This is a genomic window from Streptomyces sp. NPDC051976, from assembly GCF_040680795.1.
GTDB lineage: Bacteria > Actinomycetota > Actinomycetes > Streptomycetales > Streptomycetaceae > Actinacidiphila.
This window is the reverse complement of sequence record NZ_JBFAXL010000001.1, coordinates 356,399-377,475: the sequence shown is the minus strand read 5'-3', so window position 1 is coordinate 377,475 and position 21,077 is coordinate 356,399. Positions and strand designations below refer to the sequence as shown.

Here is a 21,077-nt window from a genome sequence, read left to right as displayed (position 1 = left end):
AGACGCCTGAAGGTGGTCCGGGGGTTCGCGGAGGCGCGGCTCTCAGTGGCGGATGAGTTTGTCCGCCGACCAGGTGGTCATCAGCAGTAGCGACGCCGTGAGCAGCGCCGCGACCAGTGCCGTCTGGGCCGCCGCGGCGGCCGTCATGCCGTGTGCCAGTGGGCCGTTGAGGGCCAGGGTGAGGCCGCCGACGGCGATCAGGGGGCCGGCGGCGTACCAGGCCAGGAAGATGAAGGGGCCCGGGCCGCCGACGGGGGAGCCGCCGCCGAGGAAGAGCAGTTGGGTACGGGCCGGGCCGCGGCAGGCGCCGAAGAGCGCCGCCCCGGTGAAGGGGAGCGCGCACAGCGGCATCAGCAGCAGCGGCCACGGCGAGCCCGCCACCGCGAACGGCACCGCGGCCAGCAGCCCGAGCAGCGCGCCCAGCACCGCGGGCACCACGCCGTGGTGCAGCATCAGGGTGCGGAAGCGGAACGGCGACCAGGCCGCCCGCCGCACGTCGTCCGTCTCCAGCCGGGCCGGTTCGGCGAGCACGCCGACCGCGAAGTAGCCGCACAGCAGCCCGACGACCAGGCCCACCACCCGCCGCTCACCGCCGAGGTCCACCCCGAGCCCGGCGATCGCGGCGGCGGCCGCCGCCCACACCGCGGCCCTGCCCAGCCGCCCCGGGGTGCGCAGCAGCGTCAGCAGGTCCCGCCAGACCACCACCAGGTAGCGGCCGAGCCTGCCGCGCGGCGGCGCCAGCCGGATCTTGCGGGTGGGCTGCCCGCCGCCCGCCTCCAGCATCGCCAGCTTCGCGGCGCGCAGCTCCATCGACCACATCACCGAGGAGACGGTGGTGGCGGTGGCCGCCCGGCCGCGCAGCTGGGCGCTCGGCACCAGGGCCGCGTCACGGTACGCCTGGACCAGGGCGGCGGCGGTGGCCGCCACCAGCAGCGCCACGGCCACCGGCCAGCCCGGCACCGAGCCGCCGGTGGCCCGTACCCAGGGCTGCGCGGCCCACCCCCACGGCCCCGACCACAGCTCGACCCACTCCAGCGGCCGGGCCCGGTGCCCGTTGGCGGCCAGTACGGTCTGGGCCACCAGCGCGCCCAGCACCAGCACGGCGGGAGCCGTCCAGCGCCGTACCGCACGCGTCAGCTCCGGCCGCCGCTCGACGGCCATGCCCAGGCAGACGGCCAGCAGCGGCAGGCACAGGGCCGCGGGCAGCGCGGCCAGCAGCGCCGCCCCGATCGAGGCGAGCCCGGTGACGCGCAGGACGACGGCGCCCGCGACGCCGAGCAGCAGGCCCGGCAGCAGCGACAGCCCGGCCGAGAGCCGGAACCAGGGCCGCAGCACCGCGCCGCGCCGCACGGGCTGCGCCAGAAGCCATCCCACCGTGGGCCCCGGGAGCACCACGGGCCCGCGCCACAGCGCGTCCCGCGCGGCGAGCACGGCCAGCGCGGCGGTCAGGGTGGTGAAGAGCGCGGGCAGGGCGAGGCGCAGATCGGCACCGAAGTGCCGGTAGTCCGCGCCGTTCTCCAGCTCGCGCAGGAAGTGCACGACCAGACCGCTGCCGTAGCCGATCCCGGCCAGCAGCACGCAATAGAGCAGCACGGCCAGGTCCCGCCCCTGCTGCCTGCGGTGCGCCCGCCGCTTCCGCCGCAACCACGCCAGCGTCTCAGCGGTCCGGTCGTCGTCCTCCTCGCTCCACAGCTCGTCGTCGAGCTCGATCTCGAACCCTTCCGGGGCCGTCATGGGCGCAGGCCGAGCTGGCGCAGGACGGTGGAGGGGGCGCCCTCGGCGATCACGCGGCCGTCCTCCAGGGCGATCATGCGGTCGGCGACGGCCTCGGCCAGTTCGACCTGGTGGGTGGCGAGGAGCACGGCGGTGCCGTCCTGCTTCTCGGCGACCAGGAGTTCCGCGAGGCGCTGCCGGGCGTCCGGGTCGAGCCGCTGCTCCGGCTCGTCGAGCACCAGCAGATCGCGCGGCCGCACCAGCGCCGCGGCCAGCAGCAGCGACTGCAGCTGGCCGGAGGAGAGCGAGCCGGGCAGGGCGTGGGCGTGGTCGGACAGCCGCCGGTCGGCCAGCACCTGGTCGATCCAGGCCGCCGCGTCGTCAACGGCGTGCGCCACCGTCACCAGTTCGAGGTGTTCACGGACGGTGAGGTCGGGGTAACAGGCGACGGTGTCGCCGACCACCGCGACCCGGGCCCGTACCTGGGGATCGTCCTCGGAGATCGTCCGCCCGGCGAACAGCGCCTGCCCGCTCGTCGGCGCGTCCCGGCCGGAGGCGATCCGCAGCAGCGTGGACTTCCCCGAGCCGTTGTGACCGAACAGCGCCGTGCAGCGGCCCCGCGCCAGGCTCAGGTCCAGCGGGAGCAGCGCCTTGCGCTCCCCGTACGTGCGGCTCACCTTGCGCAGTTGCAGGAGCGCGCCCGCACTCTTGGTCGCCTTCACGCGGGGGCCTCCATGCGTCGACTGGGTGTGCGCCGACCCTAGTACGGCCGTCCGAATCCCAACTCGCGGGCCGGGTGGGGGAGCCCGGGTTTGGGGCGCGGCCACGGAGGGGTATGCTGCCCGGCTCGATTGGCGCCGGGCGCGGCCGGTATGGCAGACTACTCAAGTTGCTCGGTCGAGCGCCGATGCTGCGCGCCTCCCGTCGGGAGGACCGGAAGCGAGTCCCACAGTACTCGTCGTCCTATCTGCCCTCTGGGCAGCGCTGGGACGGACGTACGGGAATCTTCCGGGAAGCGTCAGTGCGGCTCCGGCCAGGCATCCGGTGGGTGTCATCTCCCACGCAACCCCCTGATGAGGGATTTCCGCATGCGGAAATTTCACGGAAGGGGCGCGACACGCCCGACCGCGTGGGTCGGACGAGTGGATGCCAGAGCGTAAACAGAGACAAGGACTACGGAGTAGCCATGGCGGGACAGAAGATCCGCATCCGGCTCAAGGCCTACGACCACGAGGTCATCGACTCCTCGGCGAAGAAGATCGTCGAGACGGTGACGCGTACTGGTGCGCAGGTCGCGGGCCCGGTGCCGCTGCCCACTGAGAAGAACGTGTACTGCGTCATCAAGTCGCCGCACAAGTACAAGGACTCGCGCGAGCACTTCGAGATGCGCACGCACAAGCGCCTGATCGACATCCTCGACCCGACGCCCAAGACCGTTGACTCGCTGATGCGCCTGGACCTTCCGGCCGGCGTTGACATCGAGATCAAGCTCTGAGAGGCGCGGACAAGATGGCAAAGCAGATCAAGGGCATCCTGGGCGAGAAGCTCGGCATGACCCAGGTCTGGGACGAGAACAACCGTGTCGTCCCAGTGACCGTCGTCAAGGCCGGGCCGAACGTCGTGACCCAGGTCCGTACGAATGACGCCGACGGCTACGAGTCGGTCCAGCTCGCCTTCGGCGAGATCGACCCGCGCAAGGTGAACAAGCCCCTCAAGGGCCACTTCGCGAAGGCCGACGTCACCCCCCGCCGCCACCTGGTGGAGCTGCGTACCGCGGACGCCGCGGAGTACACGCTCGGCCAGGAGATCACCGCTGAGGTGTTCGAGGCCGGGATCAAGGTCGACGTGACCGGCAAGAGCAAGGGCAAGGGCTTCGCCGGTGTCATGAAGCGTCACAACTTCAAGGGCCTCGGCGCCGGTCACGGTGTCCAGCGCAAGCACCGCTCCCCCGGTTCCATCGGTGGCTGTGCCACCCCTGGGCGTGTCTTCAAGGGCATGCGCATGGCGGGCCGCATGGGCAACGAGCGGGTCACCACCCAGAACCTGACCGTCCACGCCGTTGACGCGGAGAAGGGACTGCTGCTCATCAAGGGCGCGATCCCCGGTCCGAACGGCGGCCTCGTCCTGGTCCGCACCGCGGCCAAGGGGGCTTGAGGATATGAGCACCATCGACATCCTGTCGCCCGCGGGCGACAAGACCGGCAGCCTTGAGCTCCCGGCCGAGATCTTCGACGCCAAGGTCAGCATCCCGCTGATCCACCAGGTCGTCGTCGCGCAGCTCGCCGCCGCCCGCCAGGGCACGCACAAGGTGAAGACGCGTGGCGAGGTCCGTGGTGGTGGCCGCAAGCCGTACCGCCAGAAGGGCACCGGCCGCGCCCGTCAGGGCTCGACCCGCGCGCCGCAGTTCGCCGGCGGTGGCGTCGTGCACGGTCCCGTGCCGCGTGACTACTCGCAGCGGACGCCGAAGAAGATGGTCAAGGCCGCTCTCCGTGGCGCCCTGACCGACCGCGCGCGTCACAACCGCATCCACGTCGTCTCCGGCGTCGTCGAGGGCACCGCCCCGTCGACGAAGGCCGCGAAGGGCCTGCTGGGCAAGATCAGCGAGCGCAAGAACGTGCTCCTGGTCGTCGAGCGCTCCGACGAGGCCGCGTGGCTGTCCGCCCGCAACCTGCCCCAGGTGCACATCCTGGAGGCCGGCCAGCTGAACACGTACGACGTGCTCGTCTCTGACGACGTGGTCTTCACGCAGGACGCCTTCGAGCGTTTCGTGGCCGGTCCCGTCGCGTCCGGCAAGGCTGTCGCCTCCGAGGATGAGCTCGAAGGGAGCGACATCTGATGAGCGACGCCACTACCACCGACGCGGTGGTCGTCACGAGCAAGACGTACACGGACCCGCGTGATCTTCTGATCAAGCCCGTGGTGTCCGAGAAGAGCTACGCGCTGCTCGACGAGAACAAGTACACGTTCATCGTCGACCCGCGTGCCAACAAGACCCAGATCAAGCAGGCCGTCGAGACGGTCTTCCAGGTCAAGGTCACCGGGGTCAACACGATCAACCGGCAGGGCAAGCGCAAGCGCACCCGCACCGGTTTCGGCAAGCGCGCGAACACCAAGCGCGCCATCGTGACCCTCGCCGAGGGCGACCGCATCGACATCTTCGGCGGCCCGGTCTCCTAACGGAGATCGGATCGTTCAGAAGTCCGGAATCATCCGAGGACTGAGAAATGGGTATCCGCAAGTACAAGCCGACGACCCCGGGCCGTCGTGGCTCCAGCGTCGCCGACTTTGTCGAGATCACGCGGTCCACGCCGGAGAAGTCGCTGGTCCGCCCCCTGCACAGCAAGGGCGGCCGTAACAACGCCGGTCGTGTGACCGTTCGCCACCAGGGTGGTGGCCACAAGCGCGCCTACCGCGTGATCGACTTCCGTCGTCACGACAAGGACGGCGTGCCGGCCAAGGTCGCGCACATCGAGTACGACCCCAACCGCACCGCCCGCATCGCGCTGCTGCACTACGCAGACGGCGAGAAGCGCTACATCCTCGCCCCGGCCAAGCTCTCCCAGGGCGACCGGGTCGAGAACGGCCCCGGCGCCGACATCAAGCCGGGCAACAACCTGCCGCTGCGCAACATCCCGGTGGGTACCACGATCCACGCGATCGAGCTGCGGCCCGGTGGCGGCGCGAAGATCTCCCGCTCCGCGGGCGCTTCCGTCCAGCTGCTGGCGAAGGAAGGCACCATGGCCACCCTTCGTATGCCGTCCGGTGAGGTCCGCATGGTCGACGTGCGCTGCCGCGCCACCATCGGTGAGGTCGGCAACGCCGAGCAGTCGAACATCAACTGGGGCAAGGCCGGCCGTATGCGGTGGAAGGGCGTTCGCCCGACCGTCCGCGGTGTCGCCATGAACCCGGTGGACCACCCGCACGGTGGTGGTGAGGGCAAGACCTCCGGTGGACGCCACCCGGTCTCCCCGTGGGGTCAGAAGGAGGGTCGTACTCGTTCTCCCAAGAAGGCGAGCAACAAGTACATCGTCCGCCGCCGCAAGACGAACAAGAAGCGCTAGGAGCGGGTTTAGATGCCGCGCAGTCTCAAGAAGGGGCCCTTCGTCGACGACCACCTGAGCAAGAAGGTGGACGTACAGAACGAGGCAGGCACCAAGAACGTCATCAAGACCTGGTCCCGCCGCTCGATGATCATCCCGGCGATGCTGGGCCACACGATCGCGGTGCACGACGGCCGTAAGCACGTCCCGGTGTTCGTCACTGAGTCGATGGTCGGCCACAAGCTCGGCGAGTTCGCACCGACCCGCACTTTCCGCGGGCACGAGAAGGACGACCGCAAGTCGCGGCGTCGCTGAGCGGGCTGAACCGTGACGACGAAGACAGACACTGAAGGGACAACCATGGAAGCCAGGGCCCAGGCGCGGTACATCCGCGTCACGCCCATGAAGGCCCGCCGCGTGGTGGACCTCATCCGTGGCATGGATGCCACGGAGGCTCAGGCGGTCCTGCGTTTCACCCCGCAGGCCGCGAGCGTGCCGGTGGGCAAGGTGCTGGACAGCGCCATTGCCAACGCCGCGCACAACTACGACCACACCGACGCCGACTCGCTGTTCATCAGCGAGGCGTATGTGGACGAGGGTCCGACCCTGAAGCGGTTCCGGCCGCGCGCCCAGGGCCGTGCCTACCGGATCCGCAAGCGGACCAGCCACATCACCGTGGTCGTCAGCAGCAAGGAAGGGACCCGGTAATGGGCCAGAAGGTTAACCCGTACGGGTTCCGGCTCGGCATCACCACGGACTTCAAGTCCCGTTGGTACGCCGACAAGCTGTACAAGGACTACGTCAAGGAAGACGTCGCCATCCGCAAGATGATGACGCAGGGCATGGAGCGCGCCGGTATCTCCAAGGTGGAGATCGAGCGCACCCGTGACCGCGTCCGCGTCGACATCCACACCGCCCGGCCGGGCATCGTCATCGGCCGTCGCGGCGCGGAGGCCGACCGCATCCGCGGCGACCTGGAGAAGCTGACCGGCAAGCAGGTCCAGCTGAACATCCTCGAGGTCAAGAACCCCGAGATGGACGCGCAGCTCGTGGCCCAGGCCGTCGCCGAGCAGCTCTCCTCCCGCGTCTCCTTCCGTCGTGCCATGCGCAAGAGCATGCAGGGCACCATGAAGGCCGGCGCCAAGGGCATCAAGATCCAGTGCGGTGGCCGCCTCGGCGGCGCCGAGATGTCCCGCTCCGAGTTCTACCGCGAGGGCCGGGTTCCCCTGCACACCCTGCGCGCCAACGTGGACTACGGCTTCTTCGAGGCCAAGACCACCTTCGGCCGCATCGGTGTGAAGGTCTGGATCTACAAGGGCGACGTCAAGAACATCGCCGAGGTCCGCGCCGACAACGCCGCCGCTCGCGCCGGCAACCGTCCGGCCCGCGGTGGTGCCAACGAGCGTCCGCAGCGCCGCGGTGGCGAGCGCGGTGGCCGTGGTGGCCGTCGTCCCCAGACGGAAGGCGCGTCGGCCCCCAAGGCCGAGGCTCCCGCCGCCGCTGAGGGTGCCGCCGCCGAGACCCCCGGAACGGAAGGCTAAGTACCATGCTGATCCCCCGTAGGGTCAAGCACCGCAAGCAGCACCACCCCGGTCGTGACGGCATGGCCAAGGGCGGCACGGAACTGGCGTTCGGCGAGTACGGCCTGCAGGCCGTCACGCCCGCCTACGTGACCAACCGGCAGATCGAGTCCGCTCGTATCTCCATCACCCGTCACATCAAGCGTGGCGGCAAGGTCTGGATCAACATCTACCCGGACCGCCCGCTGACGAAGAAGCCGGCCGAGACCCGCATGGGTTCCGGTAAGGGTTCGCCCGAGTGGTGGATCGCGAACGTCAAGCCCGGTCGGGTGATGTTCGAGCTGTCTTTCCCGAACGAGAAGGTTGCTCGTGAGGCGCTCACCCGCGCCGCTCACAAGCTCCCGATGAAGTGCCGCATCGTGCGGCGCGAGGCAGGTGAGGTCTGATGGCGGCCGGTACCAAGGCTTCCGAGCTGCGCCAGCTTGGTGACGAGGAACTCGTCAACAAGCTCCGCGAGGCCAAGGAAGAGCTGTTCAACCTCCGCTTCCAGGGCGCTACCGGGCAGCTTGAGAACAACAGCCGGCTCAAGGTTGTCCGCAAGGACATCGCCCGGATCTACACCCTGATGCACGAGCGCGAGCTGGGCATCGAGACGGTGGAGAACGCCTGATGAGCGAGAAGAATGTGACTGAGACCAGCACTGAGCAGCGCGGCTTCCGCAAGACCCGCGAGGGCCTCGTGGTCAGCGACAAGATGGACAAGACCGTTGTGGTCGCCGTCGAGGACCGTGTGAAGCACGCCCTGTACGGCAAGGTCATCCGCCGCACCAACAAGCTCAAGGCGCACGACGAGCAGAACGCCGCGGGCATCGGCGACCGTGTCCTCCTCATGGAGACCCGGCCGACCTCCGCGACGAAGCGCTGGCGCGTCGTCGAGATCCTTGAGAAGGCCAAGTAATCCCTGAGGGCACTCCCTCAGGACCGTTCCGTCAGGCTCGGCGGTGGGGTCGCGCACCTGTGGTGTGACCCCCCGCCGGGAACCGACGCGACAAACAGGAGATAGACGTGATCCAGCAGGAGTCGCGACTTCGTGTCGCCGACAACACTGGTGCCAAGGAGATCCTTTGCATCCGTGTTCTCGGTGGCTCGGGTCGCCGCTACGCGGGAATCGGTGACGTCATCGTCGCCACCGTCAAGGACGCGATCCCCGGTGGCAACGTGAAGAAGGGCGAGGTCGTCAAGGCGGTCATCGTCCGGACCGTCAAGGAGCGCCGTCGCGCTGACGGCTCGTACATCCGGTTCGACGAGAACGCCGCCGTCATCCTCAAGAACGACGGCGACCCCCGCGGCACCCGTATCTTCGGCCCCGTCGGCCGTGAGCTGCGCGAGAAGAAGTTCATGAAGATCGTTTCTCTCGCGCCGGAGGTGCTGTAACCGATGAAGATCAAGAAGGGCGACCTGGTCCAGGTCATCACCGGTAAGGACAAGGGCAAGCAGGGCAAGGTCATCGTGGCCTACCCCGCGCTCGACCGCGTCCTCGTCGAGGGTGTCAACCGGGTCAAGAAGCACACCAAGGCCGGGCAGACCGACCGCGGTTCGAAGACCGGCGGCATCATCACCACCGAGGCGCCGATCCACGTCAGCAACGTGCAGCTGGTTGTTGAGAAGGACGGCAAGAAGGTCGTGACCCGCGTCGGCTACCGCTTCGACGACGAGGGCAACAAGATCCGCGTTGCCAAGCGGACCGGTGAGGACATCTGATGACTGCCACCACCACGCCGCGTCTCAAGACGCGCTACCGCGAGGAGATCGCGGGCAAGATGCGTGACGAGTTCTCCTACGAGAACGTCATGCAGATCCCCGGTCTCACCAAGATCGTGGTCAACATGGGTGTGGGCGACGCCGCCCGCGACTCCAAGCTGATCGAGGGCGCCATTCGCGACCTCGCCACGATCACCGGCCAGAAGCCGCAGGTCACCAAGGCCCGGAAGTCCATCGCGCAGTTCAAGCTGCGTGAGGGTCAGCCGATCGGCGCCCACGTCACCCTCCGCGGTGACCGCATGTGGGAGTTCCTGGACCGGCTGCTGTCGCTGGCGCTTCCGCGTATCCGCGACTTCCGCGGCCTGTCGCCGAAGCAGTTCGACGGCCGTGGCAACTACACCTTCGGTCTCACCGAGCAGGTCATGTTCCACGAGATCGACCAGGACAAGATCGACCGCGTCCGGGGTATGGACATCACCGTGGTCACCACGGCGACCAACGACGACGAGGGCCGCGCCCTCCTTCGTCACCTCGGCTTCCCGTTCAAGGAGGCGTGAGCCGTGGCGAAGAAGGCTCTCATTGCCAAGGCCGCTCGTAAGCCGAAGTTCGCTGTCCGCGGCTACAACCGCTGCCAGCGCTGCGGCCGGCCGCACTCCGTCTACCGCAAGTTCGGCCTGTGCCGCGTGTGCCTTCGTGAGATGGCCCACCGTGGCGAGCTGCCGGGCGTGACCAAGAGCTCCTGGTAAATCCGGTTCTCCGGATCTCCAGGAACTCTCGGTAAGCATCTGGTCGGCGAGAGCCCACCCCTTCATCCCGTAAGGTAGAAGGGTTGGGCGCTCGCCGCCCGATTCGACTTACTACGCCGTAGGTCCCCGTGCCGCACCCGTCCCCACATCGCTGGGGGAGAGGGATGGCGCAGATAGGAAACCCCGGCGAGAGAGGCCTAGGGCCAACTCATGACCATGACCGACCCCATCGCAGACATGCTGACCCGTCTGCGTAACGCGAACTCGGCGTACCACGACGATGTCGAGATGCCGTTCAGCAAGATCAAGTCGCACATCGCGGAGATCCTCCAGCAGGAGGGTTACATCACCGGCTGGAAGGTCGAGGACGCGACTGTCGGCAAGAACCTCGTGCTGGAGCTGAAGTTCGGCCCCAACCGTGAGCGTTCGATCGCGGGCATCAAGCGCATCAGCAAGCCGGGCCTGCGGGTCTACGCAAAGTCCACCAACCTGCCGAGGGTCCTCGGTGGCCTGGGCGTGGCGATCATCTCCACGTCCCACGGTCTCCTGACCGGCCAGCAGGCGCAGAAGAAGGGCGTGGGTGGGGAAGTCCTCGCCTACGTCTGGTAACCGGGAAAGCGAGGTATAGCAATGTCGCGCATCGGCAAGCTGCCCATCTCGGTTCCCGCCGGAGTGGACGTCACCATCGACGGCCGCACGGTCGCGGTGAAGGGCCCCAAGGGTTCCCTCTCGCACACCGTCGCCGCGCCCATCGATATCGCTAAGGGCGAGGACGGCACGCTGCTGGTCACCCGCCCCAACGACGAGCGTGTCTCGAAGGCCCTGCACGGCCTGTCCCGCACGCTGGTGGCGAACATGATCACCGGCGTGACCGCGGGCTACAGCAAGGCGCTCGAGATCAGCGGTGTCGGCTACCGCGTCCAGGCGAAGGGCTCCAACCTGGAGTTCTCGCTGGGCTACAGCCACCCGATCCTGGTCGAGGCCCCCGAGGGCATCGCCTTCAAGGTCGAGTCCCCGACGAAGTTCTCCGTCGAGGGCATCGACAAGCAGAAGGTCGGCGAGGTCGCCGCCAACATCCGCAAGCTGCGGAAGCCCGACCCGTACAAGGCCAAGGGCGTCAAGTACGCGGGCGAAGTCATCCGCCGCAAGGTCGGAAAGGCTGGTAAGTAGCCATGGCATTCGGTGTAAAGATCGCCAAGGGCAAGGCCTACAAGGGCGCCGCTCTCAAGCGCCGTCACATCCGCGTCCGCAAGCGGATCTCGGGTACGGAGGAGCGTCCGCGCCTCGTCGTCACCCGTTCCAACCGCGGCATCGTGGCGCAGGTCATCGATGACCTGGCGGGCCACACGCTCGCGTCCGCGTCGACCCTCGACGCGTCCATCCGCGGCGGCGAAGGCGACAAGAGCGCCAAGGCGAAGCAGGTCGGCCAGCTCGTGGCCGAGCGTGCGAAGGCCAAGGGCGTCGAAGCTGTCGTCTTCGACCGTGGCGGCAACCAGTACGCGGGGCGCATCGCCGCCCTGGCGGACGCCGCCCGCGAAGCCGGACTGAAGTTCTAGCCGGTTCCGTAGCTAGCGGAAACGCTGAAAACAGGGAGAGGTAATTCCAATGGCTGGACCCCAGCGCCGCGGTAGCGGTGCCGGTGGCGGCGAGCGACGGGACCGTAAGGACCGGCGGGACGGCGGCCAGCAGGCCGAGAAGACCGCTTACGTCGAGCGTGTCGTCGCGATCAATCGCGTCGCCAAGGTTGTGAAGGGTGGTCGTCGCTTCAGCTTCACCGCGCTGGTCGTGGTGGGCGACGGTGACGGCACCGTGGGTGTCGGTTACGGCAAGGCCAAGGAGGTGCCGGCCGCCATCGCCAAGGGTGTGGAGGAGGCCAAGAAGCACTTCTTCAAGGTCCCCCGTATCCAGGGCACCATCCCGCACCCGATCCAGGGCGAGAAGGCCGCGGGCGTCGTCCTGCTCAAGCCGGCTTCCCCCGGTACCGGTGTGATCGCCGGTGGCCCGGTGCGCGCCGTCCTGGAGTGCGCCGGTATCCACGACGTGCTGTCCAAGAGCCTCGGCTCGGACAACGCGATCAACATCGTGCACGCCACGGTGGCGGCTCTGCAGGGGCTTCAGCGCCCCGAGGAGATCGCCGCCCGCCGCGGTCTGCCGATCGAGGACGTCGCGCCCGCCGCTCTGCTGCGTGCGCGTGCCGGGGTGGGTGCGTAATGGCTCGCCTCAAGGTCACCCAGACCAAGTCCTACATCGGCAGCAAGCAGAACCACCGTGACACCCTGCGTTCGCTCGGCCTCAAGCGGCTGAACGACGTGGTGGTCAAGGAGGACCGTCCGGAGATCCGGGGCATGGTCCAGACCGTCCGCCACCTCGTCACGGTTGAGGAGGTCGACTGATCATGGGTAACGACAACCCGATCAAGATCCACAACCTCCGTCCGGCCCCCGGCGCCAAGACCGCGAAGACCCGTGTGGGTCGCGGTGAGGCGTCGAAGGGTAAGACGGCCGGTCGTGGTACCAAGGGCACCAAGGCCCGCTACCAGGTTCCGGAGCGCTTCGAGGGTGGGCAGATGCCCATGCACATGCGTCTCCCGAAGCTCAAGGGCTTCAAGAACCCGTTCCGCACCGAGTTCCAGGTCGTCAACCTGGACAAGCTGGCCGAGCTCTACCCGCAGGGTGGCGAGGTCACGGTGGCCGATCTGGTCGCCAAGGGCGCGGTCCGCAAGAACCAGCTCGTCAAGGTGCTCGGCACCGGTGACGTGACCGTGGCGCTGCAGGTGACCGTTGACGCGGCCTCCGGCTCCGCCAAGGAGAAGATCGCCGCCGCCGGTGGCACCGTGACCGAGCTCATCTGAGTCCGATGTCACACCTGACCGGGGATGTCCAGCACATGGGCATCCCCGGTTGGTCGTTGGTTGGTCATTCCTTGACTGGCTCTCACGCCGGTAAGGTGGCTGACACTGTTATTCTCCGCAGAGTCTGTGCTCTTTCGCGGGTGTGACACTCGTAAGACGCCCTATTAGTCAGTTCCTCAGAAACCGTCCTTCCGCCGCGAGCGGGGGGTGCAGGAGGCACCGTGCTCACCGCGTTCGCCCAGGCGTTCAGGACGCCTGACCTGCGGAAGAAGCTGCTGTTCACGTTGAGCATCGTGGTGGTCTACCGCCTTGGCGCCCACGTTCCGGTACCGGGGATCGACTACACGGTCGTCAACCAGTGCATCAAGGACACGAAGGGCAATAACAGCCTCTTCGGCCTGGTGAACATGTTCAGCGGCGGCGCTCTGCTGCAGCTCACGATCTTCGCGCTCGGGATCATGCCGTACATCACGGCGAGCATCATCCTGCAGCTGCTGACCGTGGTCATTCCGCGTCTGGAAGCCCTCAAGAAGGAGGGCCAGGCCGGCACCACGAAGATCACCCAGTACACCCGCTACCTGACCGTGGCGCTCGCCGTCCTGCAGGGCACCGGCCTGGTGGCTACCGCCCGCTCCGGCAGTCTCTTCTCGAACTGCACGCAGGCCAACGCCATCGTCCCGAACCAGTCGATCTTCACCACGATCACCATGGTCGTCACCATGACCGCGGGCACCGTGATGATCATGTGGCTCGGTGAGCTGATCACCGACCGCGGCATCGGCAACGGCATGTCGATCCTGATGTTCGTGGCGATCGCCGCGGGCTTCCCCGGCTCGCTGTGGGCGATCAAGGTCTCCGGCAAGATCGCCGGCGGCTGGGTCGAGTTCATCGCCGTCATCCTGGTCGGCCTCGCGATGGTCGGCCTGGTGGTCTTCGTCGAGCAGGCGCAGCGCCGCATTCCGGTGCAGTACGCGAAGCGAATGATCGGCCGCCGGTCGTATGGTGGTACATCCACCTACATCCCGCTGAAGGTCAACCAGGCGGGTGTGATTCCCGTCATCTTCGCGTCCTCGCTGCTCTACATCCCGGCCCTGATCGTGCAGTTCTCCGGGTCCACGGCGGGCTGGGCGCAGTGGATCAGCCAGAACATGACCAAGGGCGACCACCCGATCTACATGGCCGCCTACTTCCTGCTGATCGTGTTCTTCGCCTTCTTCTACGTCGCTATCTCGTTTAACCCCGAGGAAGTGGCCGATAATATGAAGAAGTATGGTGGGTTCATCCCGGGCATCCGGGCTGGTCGTCCCACCGCGGAGTACCTCAGTTACGTGCTGAACCGCATCACGTGGCCGGGCGCGCTCTACCTGGGTCTCATCGCTCTCGTCCCGACGGTCGCCATCGCGATCTTCAACGGGAGCAACGGCAACTTCCCGTTGGGCGGCACGAGCATCCTCATCATCGTGGGTGTGGGTCTCGAGACCGTGAAGCAGATCGAGAGCCAGCTCCAGCAGCGTAACTACGAAGGGTTCCTCCGCTGATGCGAATCGTCCTGGTCGGGCCGCCCGGCGCCGGCAAGGGTACGCAGGCCGCGTTCCTCGCCAAGAACCTGTCGATCCCCCACATCTCCACGGGCGACCTGTTCCGCGCCAACATCAGCCAGGGCACGGAGCTTGGCCTCAGGGCCAAGGAGTACACGGACGCGGGACGGCTCGTACCCGACGAGATCACCATCGGGATGGCGATCGACCGCATGCAGCAGGCGGACGCCGAGAACGGCTTCCTGCTCGACGGCTTCCCGCGCAACGTGGGCCAGGCCGAGGCGCTGGACGCCTTCCTGGCCACCGCGAAGATCGCGCTGGACGCCGTGCTCGACCTCGAGGTCCCCGAGGAGGAGGTCGTCAAGCGGATCGCCGGTCGCCGGCTGTGCCGCAAGAACGACAAGCACCTCTTCCACGTCGACTACAGCCCGCCTGCCGTCGAGGGCGTCTGCGACGAGTGCGGTGGCGAGCTCTACCAGCGTTCCGACGACACCGCCGAGAAGGTGCGGGTCCGGCTGGAGGAGTACCACAGCAAGACCGAGCCGATCATCGACTACTACAAGCAGCAGGGCCTGGTGCAGACGATCTCCGCGCTCGGCAAGGTCGCCGATGTGACCGCGCGCGCGATGGAGGCGCTGCGGGCCGACGAGCGCCGGTAGCGGCCGCACCTCGGTCGCGTCCCCGACGCACACCCCGCACACGCTTGTGCCATAAGGCCGTGGTGCCCTGACGGGTGCCACGGCCTTATCGTTGAAACGGACATGTAGAGAAACGGCCTTCGGCCGAGGAAGGCGTCAGCCGCGATGGTGGAGATCAAGACCCCCGAGCAGATCGCCAAGATGCGTGCGGCCGGGCTGGTCGTCGCGGCGATCCACCAGGCGACCCGCGAGGCGGCGGTGCCCGGCACCACCACCAAGGACCTGGACGAGATCGCGGCGAAGGTGATCGCCGACCACGGCGCCAAGCCGAACTTCCTCGGATACGGCGGGTTCCCCGGCAACATCTGCACGTCGGTCAACGACGTGGTGGTGCACGGCATCCCCGATCGGGCCACGGTGCTCAAGGACGGCGACATCATCGCCATCGACGCGGGCGCGATCGTGGACGGCTGGCACGGCGACGCGGCGTTCACCTGCTTCGTGGGCTCCGGGCACTCCGCCGAGCTGGTCGAGCTGAGCCGGGTCACCGAGGAGTCCATGTGGGCGGGCATCGCCGCCTTCCGCAAGGGCAACCGGCTGGAGGACATCTCCAAGGCGATCGAGGGCTACATCCGCCGCCAGCCGCGCCCCGCCTCCGGCAAGTACGGCATCGTCGAGGACTACGGCGGCCACGGCATCGGCAGCCAGATGCACATGGACCCGCACCTGCTGAACTACGCCAGCCGCAAGCGCGGCCGCGGCATCAAGCTGATCCCGGGTGTGTGCCTGGCGATCGAGCCGATGGTCACCCTCGGCTCCCCGCACACCCACGTCCTCGAGGACGAGTGGACGGTCAAGTCCGACGACGGCTCCTGGTCCTCGCACTGGGAGCACTCCATCGCCCTCACCGAGGACGGCCCCCTCGTCCTGACCGCCGTCGACGGCGGCAAGGCCAAACTCGCCGAGTACGGCGTGACGACGGCACCCGATCCGCTGGCGTGACGGTGGTGGTTCGGCGGACGGAGTCCGGCGCAGCTGGTCGAAGCTTGTGAGGCGCCCCGGGCGCCGAGCCCGCGAGGGCGGCGTGAAGAGGATTCTCCGGCGGGAAGGCCAAACTCGCCGAGTACGGCGTGACGACGGCACCCGACCCGCTGGCGTGACGGTGGTGGTTCGGCGGACGGAGTCCGGCGCAGCCGGTCGAAGCTTGTGAGGCGCCCCGGGCGCCGAGCCCGCGAGGGCGGCGTGGAGAGGATTCTCCGGCGGGAAGGCCAAACTCGCCGAGTACGGCGTGACGACGGCTCCCGATCCCCTGGCTTAACGATCTTGGGGAGCGGGCATACACCCCTGATTCGTCTTTCCGGGTGGCGTGCCGTAGACTGACACGTCGGCTCTGGTCTGTCTTTTGGCATGTCTGGGGCCGACCAAGGTAGCCGATCCCGAAAGCAGGACATGGCCAAAAAGCAAGGCGCCATCGAAATCGAGGGCACCGTGATCGAGTCTCTGCCGAACGCGATGTTCAAGGTGGAGCTGCAGAACGGTCACAAGGTCCTCGCGCACATCAGCGGCAAGATGCGGATGCACTACATCCGTATCCTTCCGGATGACCGGGTCGTGGTGGAGCTGTCTCCCTACGACCTGACGCGCGGACGGATCGTCTACCGATACAAGTAGATCTCAAGACCCGGAGAACCTGACATCCCATGAAGGTCAAGCCGAGCGTCAAGAAGATCTGCGACAAGTGCAAGGTGATCCGCCGCCACGGCCGGGTCATGGTCATCTGCGACAACCTGCGCCACAAGCAGCGCCAGGGCTGACGCACGACCTCCTTCTGCACCCGCAGAACTTCGCGCGACGCACATATGTACATACGCAGTGCCCGTCCCCTGGTTCAAGGGGACGACACCCCCGGCGGAGGCCGGGGACCCGTCCGGTACCTGATACGGCCGCCGGGAACCGGCACTGCGGAAGACCTCCGAACCCATCAGGAGCCAAGAAAATGGCACGCCTTTCAGGCGTTGACCTCCCGCGTGAGAAGCGCGTGGAGATCGCCCTCACCTACGTCTTCGGCATCGGCCGCTCGCTCTCGAAGCAGGTCCTCGCCGAGACCGGTGTGAACCCCGACACCCGCGTGCGCGACCTTGCTGAGGAAGACCTCATCAAGCTCCGCGACTACGTGGACGCGAACTTCAAGACCGAGGGTGACCTCCGTCGCGAGATTCAGGCCGACATCCGCCGCAAGGTCGAGATCGGCTGCTACCAGGGTCTGCGTCACCGTCGTGGCCTGCCGGTCCACGGTCAGCGCACTCACACCAACGCCCGCACCCGCAAGGGCCCGCGTCGCGCCATCGCCGGTAAGAAGAAGCCGGGCAAGAAGTAGTCCTCAGCAGGGACGCTTACAAGCGGTCTTCGCTGTAGGACCGATCACCTCCACCGGGAGAAGTTGACACATGCCTCCTAAGGGCCGTCAGGGCGCAGCCAAGAAGGTGCGCCGCAAGGAAAAGAAGAACGTCGCTCACGGGCACGCCCACATCAAGAGCACGTTCAACAACACGATCGTCTCGATCACCGACCCCTCGGGCAACGTGATCTCCTGGGCCTCCGCCGGCCACGTCGGCTTCAAGGGCTCGCGCAAGTCCACCCCCTTCGCCGCGCAGATGGCCGCCGAGTCGGCCGCCCGCCGCGCGCAGGAGCACGGCATGCGCAAGGTTGACGTCTTCGTGAAGGGTCCCGGCTCCGGCCGCGAGACCGCGATCCGCTCGCTCCAGGCCACCGGCCTGGAGGTCGGCTCGATCCAGGACGTCACCCCGACCCCTCACAACGGCTGCCGCCCGCCCAAGCGCCGCCGCGTCTGACCCAGCGAAACAGGAGACACGAAAAATGGCGCGTTACACCGGGGCCGACTGCAAGCGTTGCCGTCGGGAGAAGCAGAAGCTCTTCCTCAAGGGGAGCAAGTGCGAGAGCGCGAAGTGCCCGATCGAGATCCGTCCTTACCCCCCGGGTGAGCACGGTCGCGGGCGCACCAAGGACAGCGAGTACCTGCTCCAGCTTCGTGAGAAGCAGAAGTGCGCGCGTATCTACGGTGTTCTCGAGAAGCAGTTCGTGAACTACTACAAGGAAGCGAACCAGAAGTCCGGCAAGACCGGTGAGAACCTTCTGCGCATCCTTGAGACCCGCCTCGACAACGTGGTGTACCGGGCCGGCTTCGCCAAGTCCCGCGACCACGCCCGTCAGCTGGTCCGTCACGGACACATCACCGTGAACGGCCGCAAGACCGACATCCCGTCGGCGCGCGTGGCCGTGAGCGACATCGTCGAGGTCCGCGAGCGGTCCCGTAACCTGACCCCGTTCGCGGTGGCCCAGGGCGAGGCCGGCGACAAGACCGTGCCCGCGTGGCTCGAGGCCAACGCCGGCAAGCTCCGGATCCTCGTGCACAGCCTGCCCGAGCGCCAGGTGATCGACACCCAGGTGCAGGAGCAGCTGATCGTTGAGCTCTACTCGAAGTAATTCGGGCCCGAGCTGATCGATACGGGCGGTACGGCAGCCGTTACCACGACGGTTTCGCCGTGCCGCCCGTACCCTCGTAGTACAGGGGGCGTCAAATAGCGGGCGCCCACGACTGAAGGACCGACACACATGCTGATCGCTCAGCGTCCCTCGTTGACCGAAGAGGTCGTCGACGAATTCCGCTCCCGGTTCGTGATCGAGCCGCTGGAGCCGGGCTTCGGCTACACCCTCGGAAACTCCCTCCGCCGTACGCTCCTCTCCTCGATCCCCGGTGCCGCTGTCACCAGCATCCGGGTCGACGGTGTCCTGCACGAGTTCACCACCGTGCCGGGCGTCAAGGAGGACGTGACCGACGTCATCCTCAACATCAAGCAGCTCGTCGTCTCCTCGGAGCACGACGAGCCGGTCGTGATGTACCTGCGCAAGCAGGGCCCGGGTGTCGTCACCGCCGCCGACATCGCGCCCCCGGCCGGTGTCGAGGTGCACAACCCCGACCTGGTCCTGGCGACGCTGAACGCCAAGGGCAAGCTGGAGATGGAGCTGACCGTCGAGCGCGGTCGCGGCTACGTCTCCGCGGTGCAGAACAAGCAGCAGGGCCAGGAGATCGGCCGTATCCCGGTCGACTCCATCTACAGCCCGGTGCTCAAGGTCACCTACAAGGTCGAGGCGACCCGTGTCGAGCAGCGCACCGACTTCGACAAGCTGATCGTCGACGTCGAGACCAAGCAGGCCATGCGGCCGCGTGACGCCATGGCGTCCGCGGGCAAGACCCTGGTCGAGCTGTTCGGCCTGGCCCGCGAGCTCAATGTCGACGCCGAGGGCATCGACATGGGCCCGTCCCCGACGGACGCGGCGCTGGCCGCGGACCTCGCGCTCCCGATCGAGGAGCTCGAGCTCACCGTCCGTTCGTACAACTGCCTCAAGCGTGAGGGCATCCACTCCGTGGGTGAGCTCGTGGCGCGCTCCGAGGCCGACCTGCTCGACATCCGCAACTTCGGTGCGAAGTCGATCGACGAGGTCAAGGCGAAGCTCGCCGGTATGGGCCTGGCCCTCAAGGACAGCCCCCCCGGATTCGACCCCACCGCCGCCGCGGACGCCTTCGGCGCCGACGACGACGTGGACGCGGGCTTCGTGGAGACCGAGCAGTACTGAGTGCCTCAGGCATTCACGTAAGACCTGTGCCCCGTTAGGGGCGCATTCCGGGCCTGCGTCCGCAGGTTTGGCACTGACATCGGTACCTGATACGGCCGGTGCAGCGAAGAAGGAGAAGGACCATGCCTCAGCCCGCCAAGGGTGCCCGTCTGGGCGGCAGCGCCGCGCACGAGAAGCTGCTCCTCGCGAACCTCGCGAAGTCGCTCTTCGAGCACGGCCGGATCAAGACCACCGAGGCCAAGGCGCGCCGTCTGCGTCCGGTCGCGGAGCGACTGATCACCAAGGCGAAGAAGGGCGACATGCACAACCGTCGCCAGGTGCTGCAGACGATCACGGACAAGGGCGTCGTCCACACGCTCTTCACCGAGATCGCCCCGCGGTACGAGAACCGCCCGGGTGGCTACACCCGTATCACCAAGGTCGGCAACCGCCGCGGCGACAACGCGCCGATGGCTGTCATCGAGCTGGTCGAGGCGCTGACCGTGGCCCAGGCCGCCACGGGCGAGGCCGAAGCGGCCACGAAGCGCGCGGTCAAGGAAGACACCCTCAAGAAGGACGCGGCGGCCGAGACCGCCCCGGCCGACGAGGTTGTCGAGGACGTCCAGGACGCCGCTCCCGCGGAGGAGACCGAGGACTCCGAGGAGTCCAAGGACGCCTGACGCACCCAGGTGCCGTCCACCATCGCCGGGCGGGCTCTTCGGAGCCCGTCCGGCGATTGCGTTATTCGAGAGGATCACATCGCGTGAGCGACGACGTGCTGCCCGGTCACGTACGGGTACGGCTGGACCTGGCCTACGACGGGGCCGAATTCTCCGGGTGGGCCAAGCAGCGCAGCCGCCGGACCGTACAGGGCGAGCTGGAATCGGCCATCGCCACGGTGCTGCGGCTGCCGGACCCGGTGGACCTGACCGTCGCCGGGCGCACCGACTCCGGGGTGCACGCCCGCGGCCAGGTGGCGCACGTGGACCTGCCGGAGGACGTCTGGGCGGCGGAGAGCGGCAAGCTGCGCCGGCGGCTGGCCGGGCGGCTGCCCTGGGACGTACGGGTCTTCCGGGTGTCGCAGGCGCCGGAGGGCTTCAACGCGCGGTTCTCGGCGGTGTGGCGCCGGTACGCCTACCGGGTCGGCGACCACCCCGGCGGGGTGGACCCGCTGCTGCGCGGCCATGTGCTCTGGCACGACCGCCCGGTCGACGTGGACCTGATGAACGCCGCCGCCGAGCGGCTGCTCGGTGAGCACGACTTCGCCGCGTACTGCAAGAAGCGCGAGGGCGCCACGACCATCCGCACCCTGCTCGACCTGCGCTGGGAGCGCACGGCCGACGGGCTGGCGGTGGCGACGGTGCGCGCCGACGCCTTCTGCCACAACATGGTGCGGGCGCTGGTGGGCGCGATGATCCTGGTCGGCGACGGGCACCGCCCGGTCGGCTTCCCCGGTGAGGTGCTCCAGGGCCGCGAGCGGCACTCGGCCGTCAACGTGGTGCGCCCGCACGGCCTCACCCTGGAGGAGGTCGGCTACCCGGCCGACGACCAGCTCGCGGCCCGCAGCCGCGAGGCGCGCAACAAGCGCACACTGCCGGGCTGTCTGGCGTAGGGACAGGCGGGGCGTGGGGGCCTG

At 67.8% G+C, this 21,077-nt stretch carries 34 protein-coding genes; 32 read left to right on the top strand and 2 right to left on the bottom strand.

Annotated elements, in window-relative coordinates; genetic code table 11:
• Window positions 1–42: 42 nt before the first annotated feature.
• Both AB0M29_RS01805 and AB0M29_RS01800 read right to left on the bottom strand, forming a co-directional pair.
• On the bottom strand, window positions 43–1,734 hold the full coding sequence (locus AB0M29_RS01805; RefSeq protein WP_365377403.1) for a hypothetical protein: 1,692 nt from the start codon (window positions 1,732–1,734) through the stop codon (window positions 43–45).
• Entirely contained in the window at window positions 1,731–2,435 is a 705-nt protein-coding gene (locus tag AB0M29_RS01800) for an ABC transporter ATP-binding protein (RefSeq protein ID WP_365377400.1), read from the bottom strand. Before AB0M29_RS01800 ends, AB0M29_RS01805 begins: the two co-directional genes overlap by 4 nt.
• 464 nt (window positions 2,436–2,899) lie before the next feature.
• On the opposite strand from AB0M29_RS01800, the gene rpsJ reads away from it, so the two are divergent.
• From rpsJ to truA, 32 genes are all read left to right on the top strand, one after another.
• Window positions 2,900–3,208, top strand: a complete 309-nt coding sequence (rpsJ, locus tag AB0M29_RS01795) for a 30S ribosomal protein S10 (RefSeq protein ID WP_014144312.1) — start codon at window positions 2,900–2,902, stop codon at window positions 3,206–3,208.
• Window positions 3,209–3,222: 14 nt separating this feature from the next.
• Window positions 3,223–3,867: a 50S ribosomal protein L3 gene (gene rplC / locus AB0M29_RS01790; RefSeq protein ID WP_365377397.1), complete on the top strand. Its 645-nt coding sequence runs from the start codon at window positions 3,223–3,225 to the stop codon at window positions 3,865–3,867.
• A 4-nt stretch (window positions 3,868–3,871) separates the two neighbouring features.
• Window positions 3,872–4,549, top strand: coding sequence for a 50S ribosomal protein L4 (gene rplD, locus AB0M29_RS01785; RefSeq protein WP_365377395.1), 678 nt, complete (start codon window positions 3,872–3,874; stop codon window positions 4,547–4,549).
• A complete protein-coding gene (gene rplW / locus AB0M29_RS01780) occupies window positions 4,549–4,890 on the top strand; it encodes a 50S ribosomal protein L23 (RefSeq protein ID WP_365377393.1) in 342 nt (113 codons plus the stop codon). Before rplD ends, rplW begins: the two co-directional genes overlap by 1 nt.
• Window positions 4,891–4,937: 47 nt before the next feature.
• Complete coding sequence (gene rplB / locus AB0M29_RS01775; RefSeq protein ID WP_365377390.1) at window positions 4,938–5,774, top strand: 50S ribosomal protein L2; 837 nt, start codon at window positions 4,938–4,940, stop codon at window positions 5,772–5,774.
• Between the two features lie 12 nt (window positions 5,775–5,786).
• On the top strand, window positions 5,787–6,068 hold the full coding sequence (gene rpsS, locus AB0M29_RS01770) for a 30S ribosomal protein S19 (protein ID WP_365377388.1): 282 nt from the start codon (window positions 5,787–5,789) through the stop codon (window positions 6,066–6,068).
• A 45-nt stretch (window positions 6,069–6,113) separates the two neighbouring features.
• Window positions 6,114–6,461, top strand: a complete 348-nt coding sequence (gene rplV, locus AB0M29_RS01765; protein ID WP_266401786.1) for a 50S ribosomal protein L22 — start codon at window positions 6,114–6,116, stop codon at window positions 6,459–6,461.
• Window positions 6,461–7,294, top strand: coding sequence for a 30S ribosomal protein S3 (gene rpsC / locus AB0M29_RS01760; protein WP_365377385.1), 834 nt, complete (start codon window positions 6,461–6,463; stop codon window positions 7,292–7,294). The genes rplV and rpsC overlap by 1 nt, the downstream gene beginning before the upstream one ends.
• Before the next feature lie 5 nt (window positions 7,295–7,299).
• Window positions 7,300–7,719, top strand: coding sequence for a 50S ribosomal protein L16 (rplP, locus tag AB0M29_RS01755; RefSeq protein WP_365377383.1), 420 nt, complete (start codon window positions 7,300–7,302; stop codon window positions 7,717–7,719).
• On the top strand, window positions 7,719–7,943 hold the full coding sequence (gene rpmC, locus AB0M29_RS01750) for a 50S ribosomal protein L29 (protein ID WP_365377380.1): 225 nt from the start codon (window positions 7,719–7,721) through the stop codon (window positions 7,941–7,943). The genes rplP and rpmC overlap by 1 nt, the downstream gene beginning before the upstream one ends.
• Entirely contained in the window at window positions 7,943–8,230 is a 288-nt protein-coding gene (gene rpsQ / locus AB0M29_RS01745) for a 30S ribosomal protein S17 (protein ID WP_033177803.1), read from the top strand. Before rpmC ends, rpsQ begins: the two co-directional genes overlap by 1 nt.
• A 107-nt stretch (window positions 8,231–8,337) precedes the next feature.
• Window positions 8,338–8,706 carry a 50S ribosomal protein L14 gene (gene rplN, locus AB0M29_RS01740; RefSeq protein WP_031524788.1) on the top strand — a complete coding sequence of 123 codons (369 nt, stop codon included), beginning with the start codon at window positions 8,338–8,340 and terminating at the stop codon, window positions 8,704–8,706.
• 3 nt (window positions 8,707–8,709) lie between these two features.
• Complete coding sequence (rplX, locus tag AB0M29_RS01735; protein ID WP_365377377.1) at window positions 8,710–9,033, top strand: 50S ribosomal protein L24; 324 nt, start codon at window positions 8,710–8,712, stop codon at window positions 9,031–9,033.
• On the top strand, window positions 9,033–9,590 hold the full coding sequence (gene rplE, locus AB0M29_RS01730) for a 50S ribosomal protein L5 (protein WP_365377374.1): 558 nt from the start codon (window positions 9,033–9,035) through the stop codon (window positions 9,588–9,590). Before rplX ends, rplE begins: the two co-directional genes overlap by 1 nt.
• Before the next feature lie 3 nt (window positions 9,591–9,593).
• Entirely contained in the window at window positions 9,594–9,779 is a 186-nt protein-coding gene (locus AB0M29_RS01725; RefSeq protein WP_073492416.1) for a type Z 30S ribosomal protein S14, read from the top strand.
• 210 nt (window positions 9,780–9,989) lie between these two features.
• Window positions 9,990–10,388, top strand: a complete 399-nt coding sequence (gene rpsH, locus AB0M29_RS01720; RefSeq protein WP_365377370.1) for a 30S ribosomal protein S8 — start codon at window positions 9,990–9,992, stop codon at window positions 10,386–10,388.
• 21 nt (window positions 10,389–10,409) lie between these two features.
• Window positions 10,410–10,949: a 50S ribosomal protein L6 gene (rplF, locus tag AB0M29_RS01715; protein WP_365377367.1), complete on the top strand. Its 540-nt coding sequence runs from the start codon at window positions 10,410–10,412 to the stop codon at window positions 10,947–10,949.
• 2 nt (window positions 10,950–10,951) lie between these two features.
• Window positions 10,952–11,335, top strand: a complete 384-nt coding sequence (gene rplR, locus AB0M29_RS01710; protein ID WP_365377364.1) for a 50S ribosomal protein L18 — start codon at window positions 10,952–10,954, stop codon at window positions 11,333–11,335.
• Between the two features lie 49 nt (window positions 11,336–11,384).
• Window positions 11,385–11,990: a 30S ribosomal protein S5 gene (gene rpsE, locus AB0M29_RS01705; protein WP_093713222.1), complete on the top strand. Its 606-nt coding sequence runs from the start codon at window positions 11,385–11,387 to the stop codon at window positions 11,988–11,990.
• A complete protein-coding gene (gene rpmD, locus AB0M29_RS01700; protein WP_030890715.1) occupies window positions 11,990–12,172 on the top strand; it encodes a 50S ribosomal protein L30 in 183 nt (60 codons plus the stop codon). The genes rpsE and rpmD overlap by 1 nt, the downstream gene beginning before the upstream one ends.
• 2 nt (window positions 12,173–12,174) lie before the next feature.
• The gene (gene rplO, locus AB0M29_RS01695) at window positions 12,175–12,630 is read left to right on the top strand and encodes a 50S ribosomal protein L15 (RefSeq protein ID WP_365377359.1); all 456 of its coding nucleotides are present in this window, start codon (window positions 12,175–12,177) and stop codon (window positions 12,628–12,630) included.
• 221 nt (window positions 12,631–12,851) lie between these two features.
• The gene (gene secY, locus AB0M29_RS01690) at window positions 12,852–14,168 is read left to right on the top strand and encodes a preprotein translocase subunit SecY (RefSeq protein ID WP_365377357.1); all 1,317 of its coding nucleotides are present in this window, start codon (window positions 12,852–12,854) and stop codon (window positions 14,166–14,168) included.
• Window positions 14,168–14,827 (top strand): adenylate kinase, encoded by a 660-nt coding sequence (locus AB0M29_RS01685; protein ID WP_365377354.1) that lies wholly within the window; start codon window positions 14,168–14,170, stop codon window positions 14,825–14,827. Before secY ends, AB0M29_RS01685 begins: the two co-directional genes overlap by 1 nt.
• A gap of 144 nt (window positions 14,828–14,971) precedes the next feature.
• Window positions 14,972–15,808, top strand: a complete 837-nt coding sequence (gene map, locus AB0M29_RS01680; protein ID WP_365377351.1) for a type I methionyl aminopeptidase — start codon at window positions 14,972–14,974, stop codon at window positions 15,806–15,808.
• Window positions 15,809–16,255: 447 nt separating this feature from the next.
• The gene (infA, locus tag AB0M29_RS01675) at window positions 16,256–16,477 is read left to right on the top strand and encodes a translation initiation factor IF-1 (protein ID WP_003956442.1); all 222 of its coding nucleotides are present in this window, start codon (window positions 16,256–16,258) and stop codon (window positions 16,475–16,477) included.
• A 29-nt stretch (window positions 16,478–16,506) separates the two neighbouring features.
• Complete coding sequence (rpmJ, locus tag AB0M29_RS01670) at window positions 16,507–16,620, top strand: 50S ribosomal protein L36 (protein ID WP_003956441.1); 114 nt, start codon at window positions 16,507–16,509, stop codon at window positions 16,618–16,620.
• A 182-nt stretch (window positions 16,621–16,802) separates the two neighbouring features.
• Window positions 16,803–17,183: a 30S ribosomal protein S13 gene (rpsM, locus tag AB0M29_RS01665; protein WP_365377348.1), complete on the top strand. Its 381-nt coding sequence runs from the start codon at window positions 16,803–16,805 to the stop codon at window positions 17,181–17,183.
• A gap of 70 nt (window positions 17,184–17,253) precedes the next feature.
• Window positions 17,254–17,658 (top strand): 30S ribosomal protein S11, encoded by a 405-nt coding sequence (gene rpsK / locus AB0M29_RS01660; RefSeq protein ID WP_003956432.1) that lies wholly within the window; start codon window positions 17,254–17,256, stop codon window positions 17,656–17,658.
• Between the two features lie 25 nt (window positions 17,659–17,683).
• The gene (rpsD, locus tag AB0M29_RS01655; RefSeq protein WP_365377345.1) at window positions 17,684–18,310 is read left to right on the top strand and encodes a 30S ribosomal protein S4; all 627 of its coding nucleotides are present in this window, start codon (window positions 17,684–17,686) and stop codon (window positions 18,308–18,310) included.
• 129 nt (window positions 18,311–18,439) lie between these two features.
• Window positions 18,440–19,462, top strand: coding sequence for a DNA-directed RNA polymerase subunit alpha (locus AB0M29_RS01650; protein ID WP_033177813.1), 1,023 nt, complete (start codon window positions 18,440–18,442; stop codon window positions 19,460–19,462).
• Between the two features lie 122 nt (window positions 19,463–19,584).
• On the top strand, window positions 19,585–20,121 hold the full coding sequence (gene rplQ / locus AB0M29_RS01645) for a 50S ribosomal protein L17 (RefSeq protein WP_365377343.1): 537 nt from the start codon (window positions 19,585–19,587) through the stop codon (window positions 20,119–20,121).
• Between the two features lie 83 nt (window positions 20,122–20,204).
• The gene (gene truA / locus AB0M29_RS01640; RefSeq protein WP_365377341.1) at window positions 20,205–21,053 is read left to right on the top strand and encodes a tRNA pseudouridine(38-40) synthase TruA; all 849 of its coding nucleotides are present in this window, start codon (window positions 20,205–20,207) and stop codon (window positions 21,051–21,053) included.
• The last annotated feature ends 24 nt before the right edge of the window (window positions 21,054–21,077 follow it).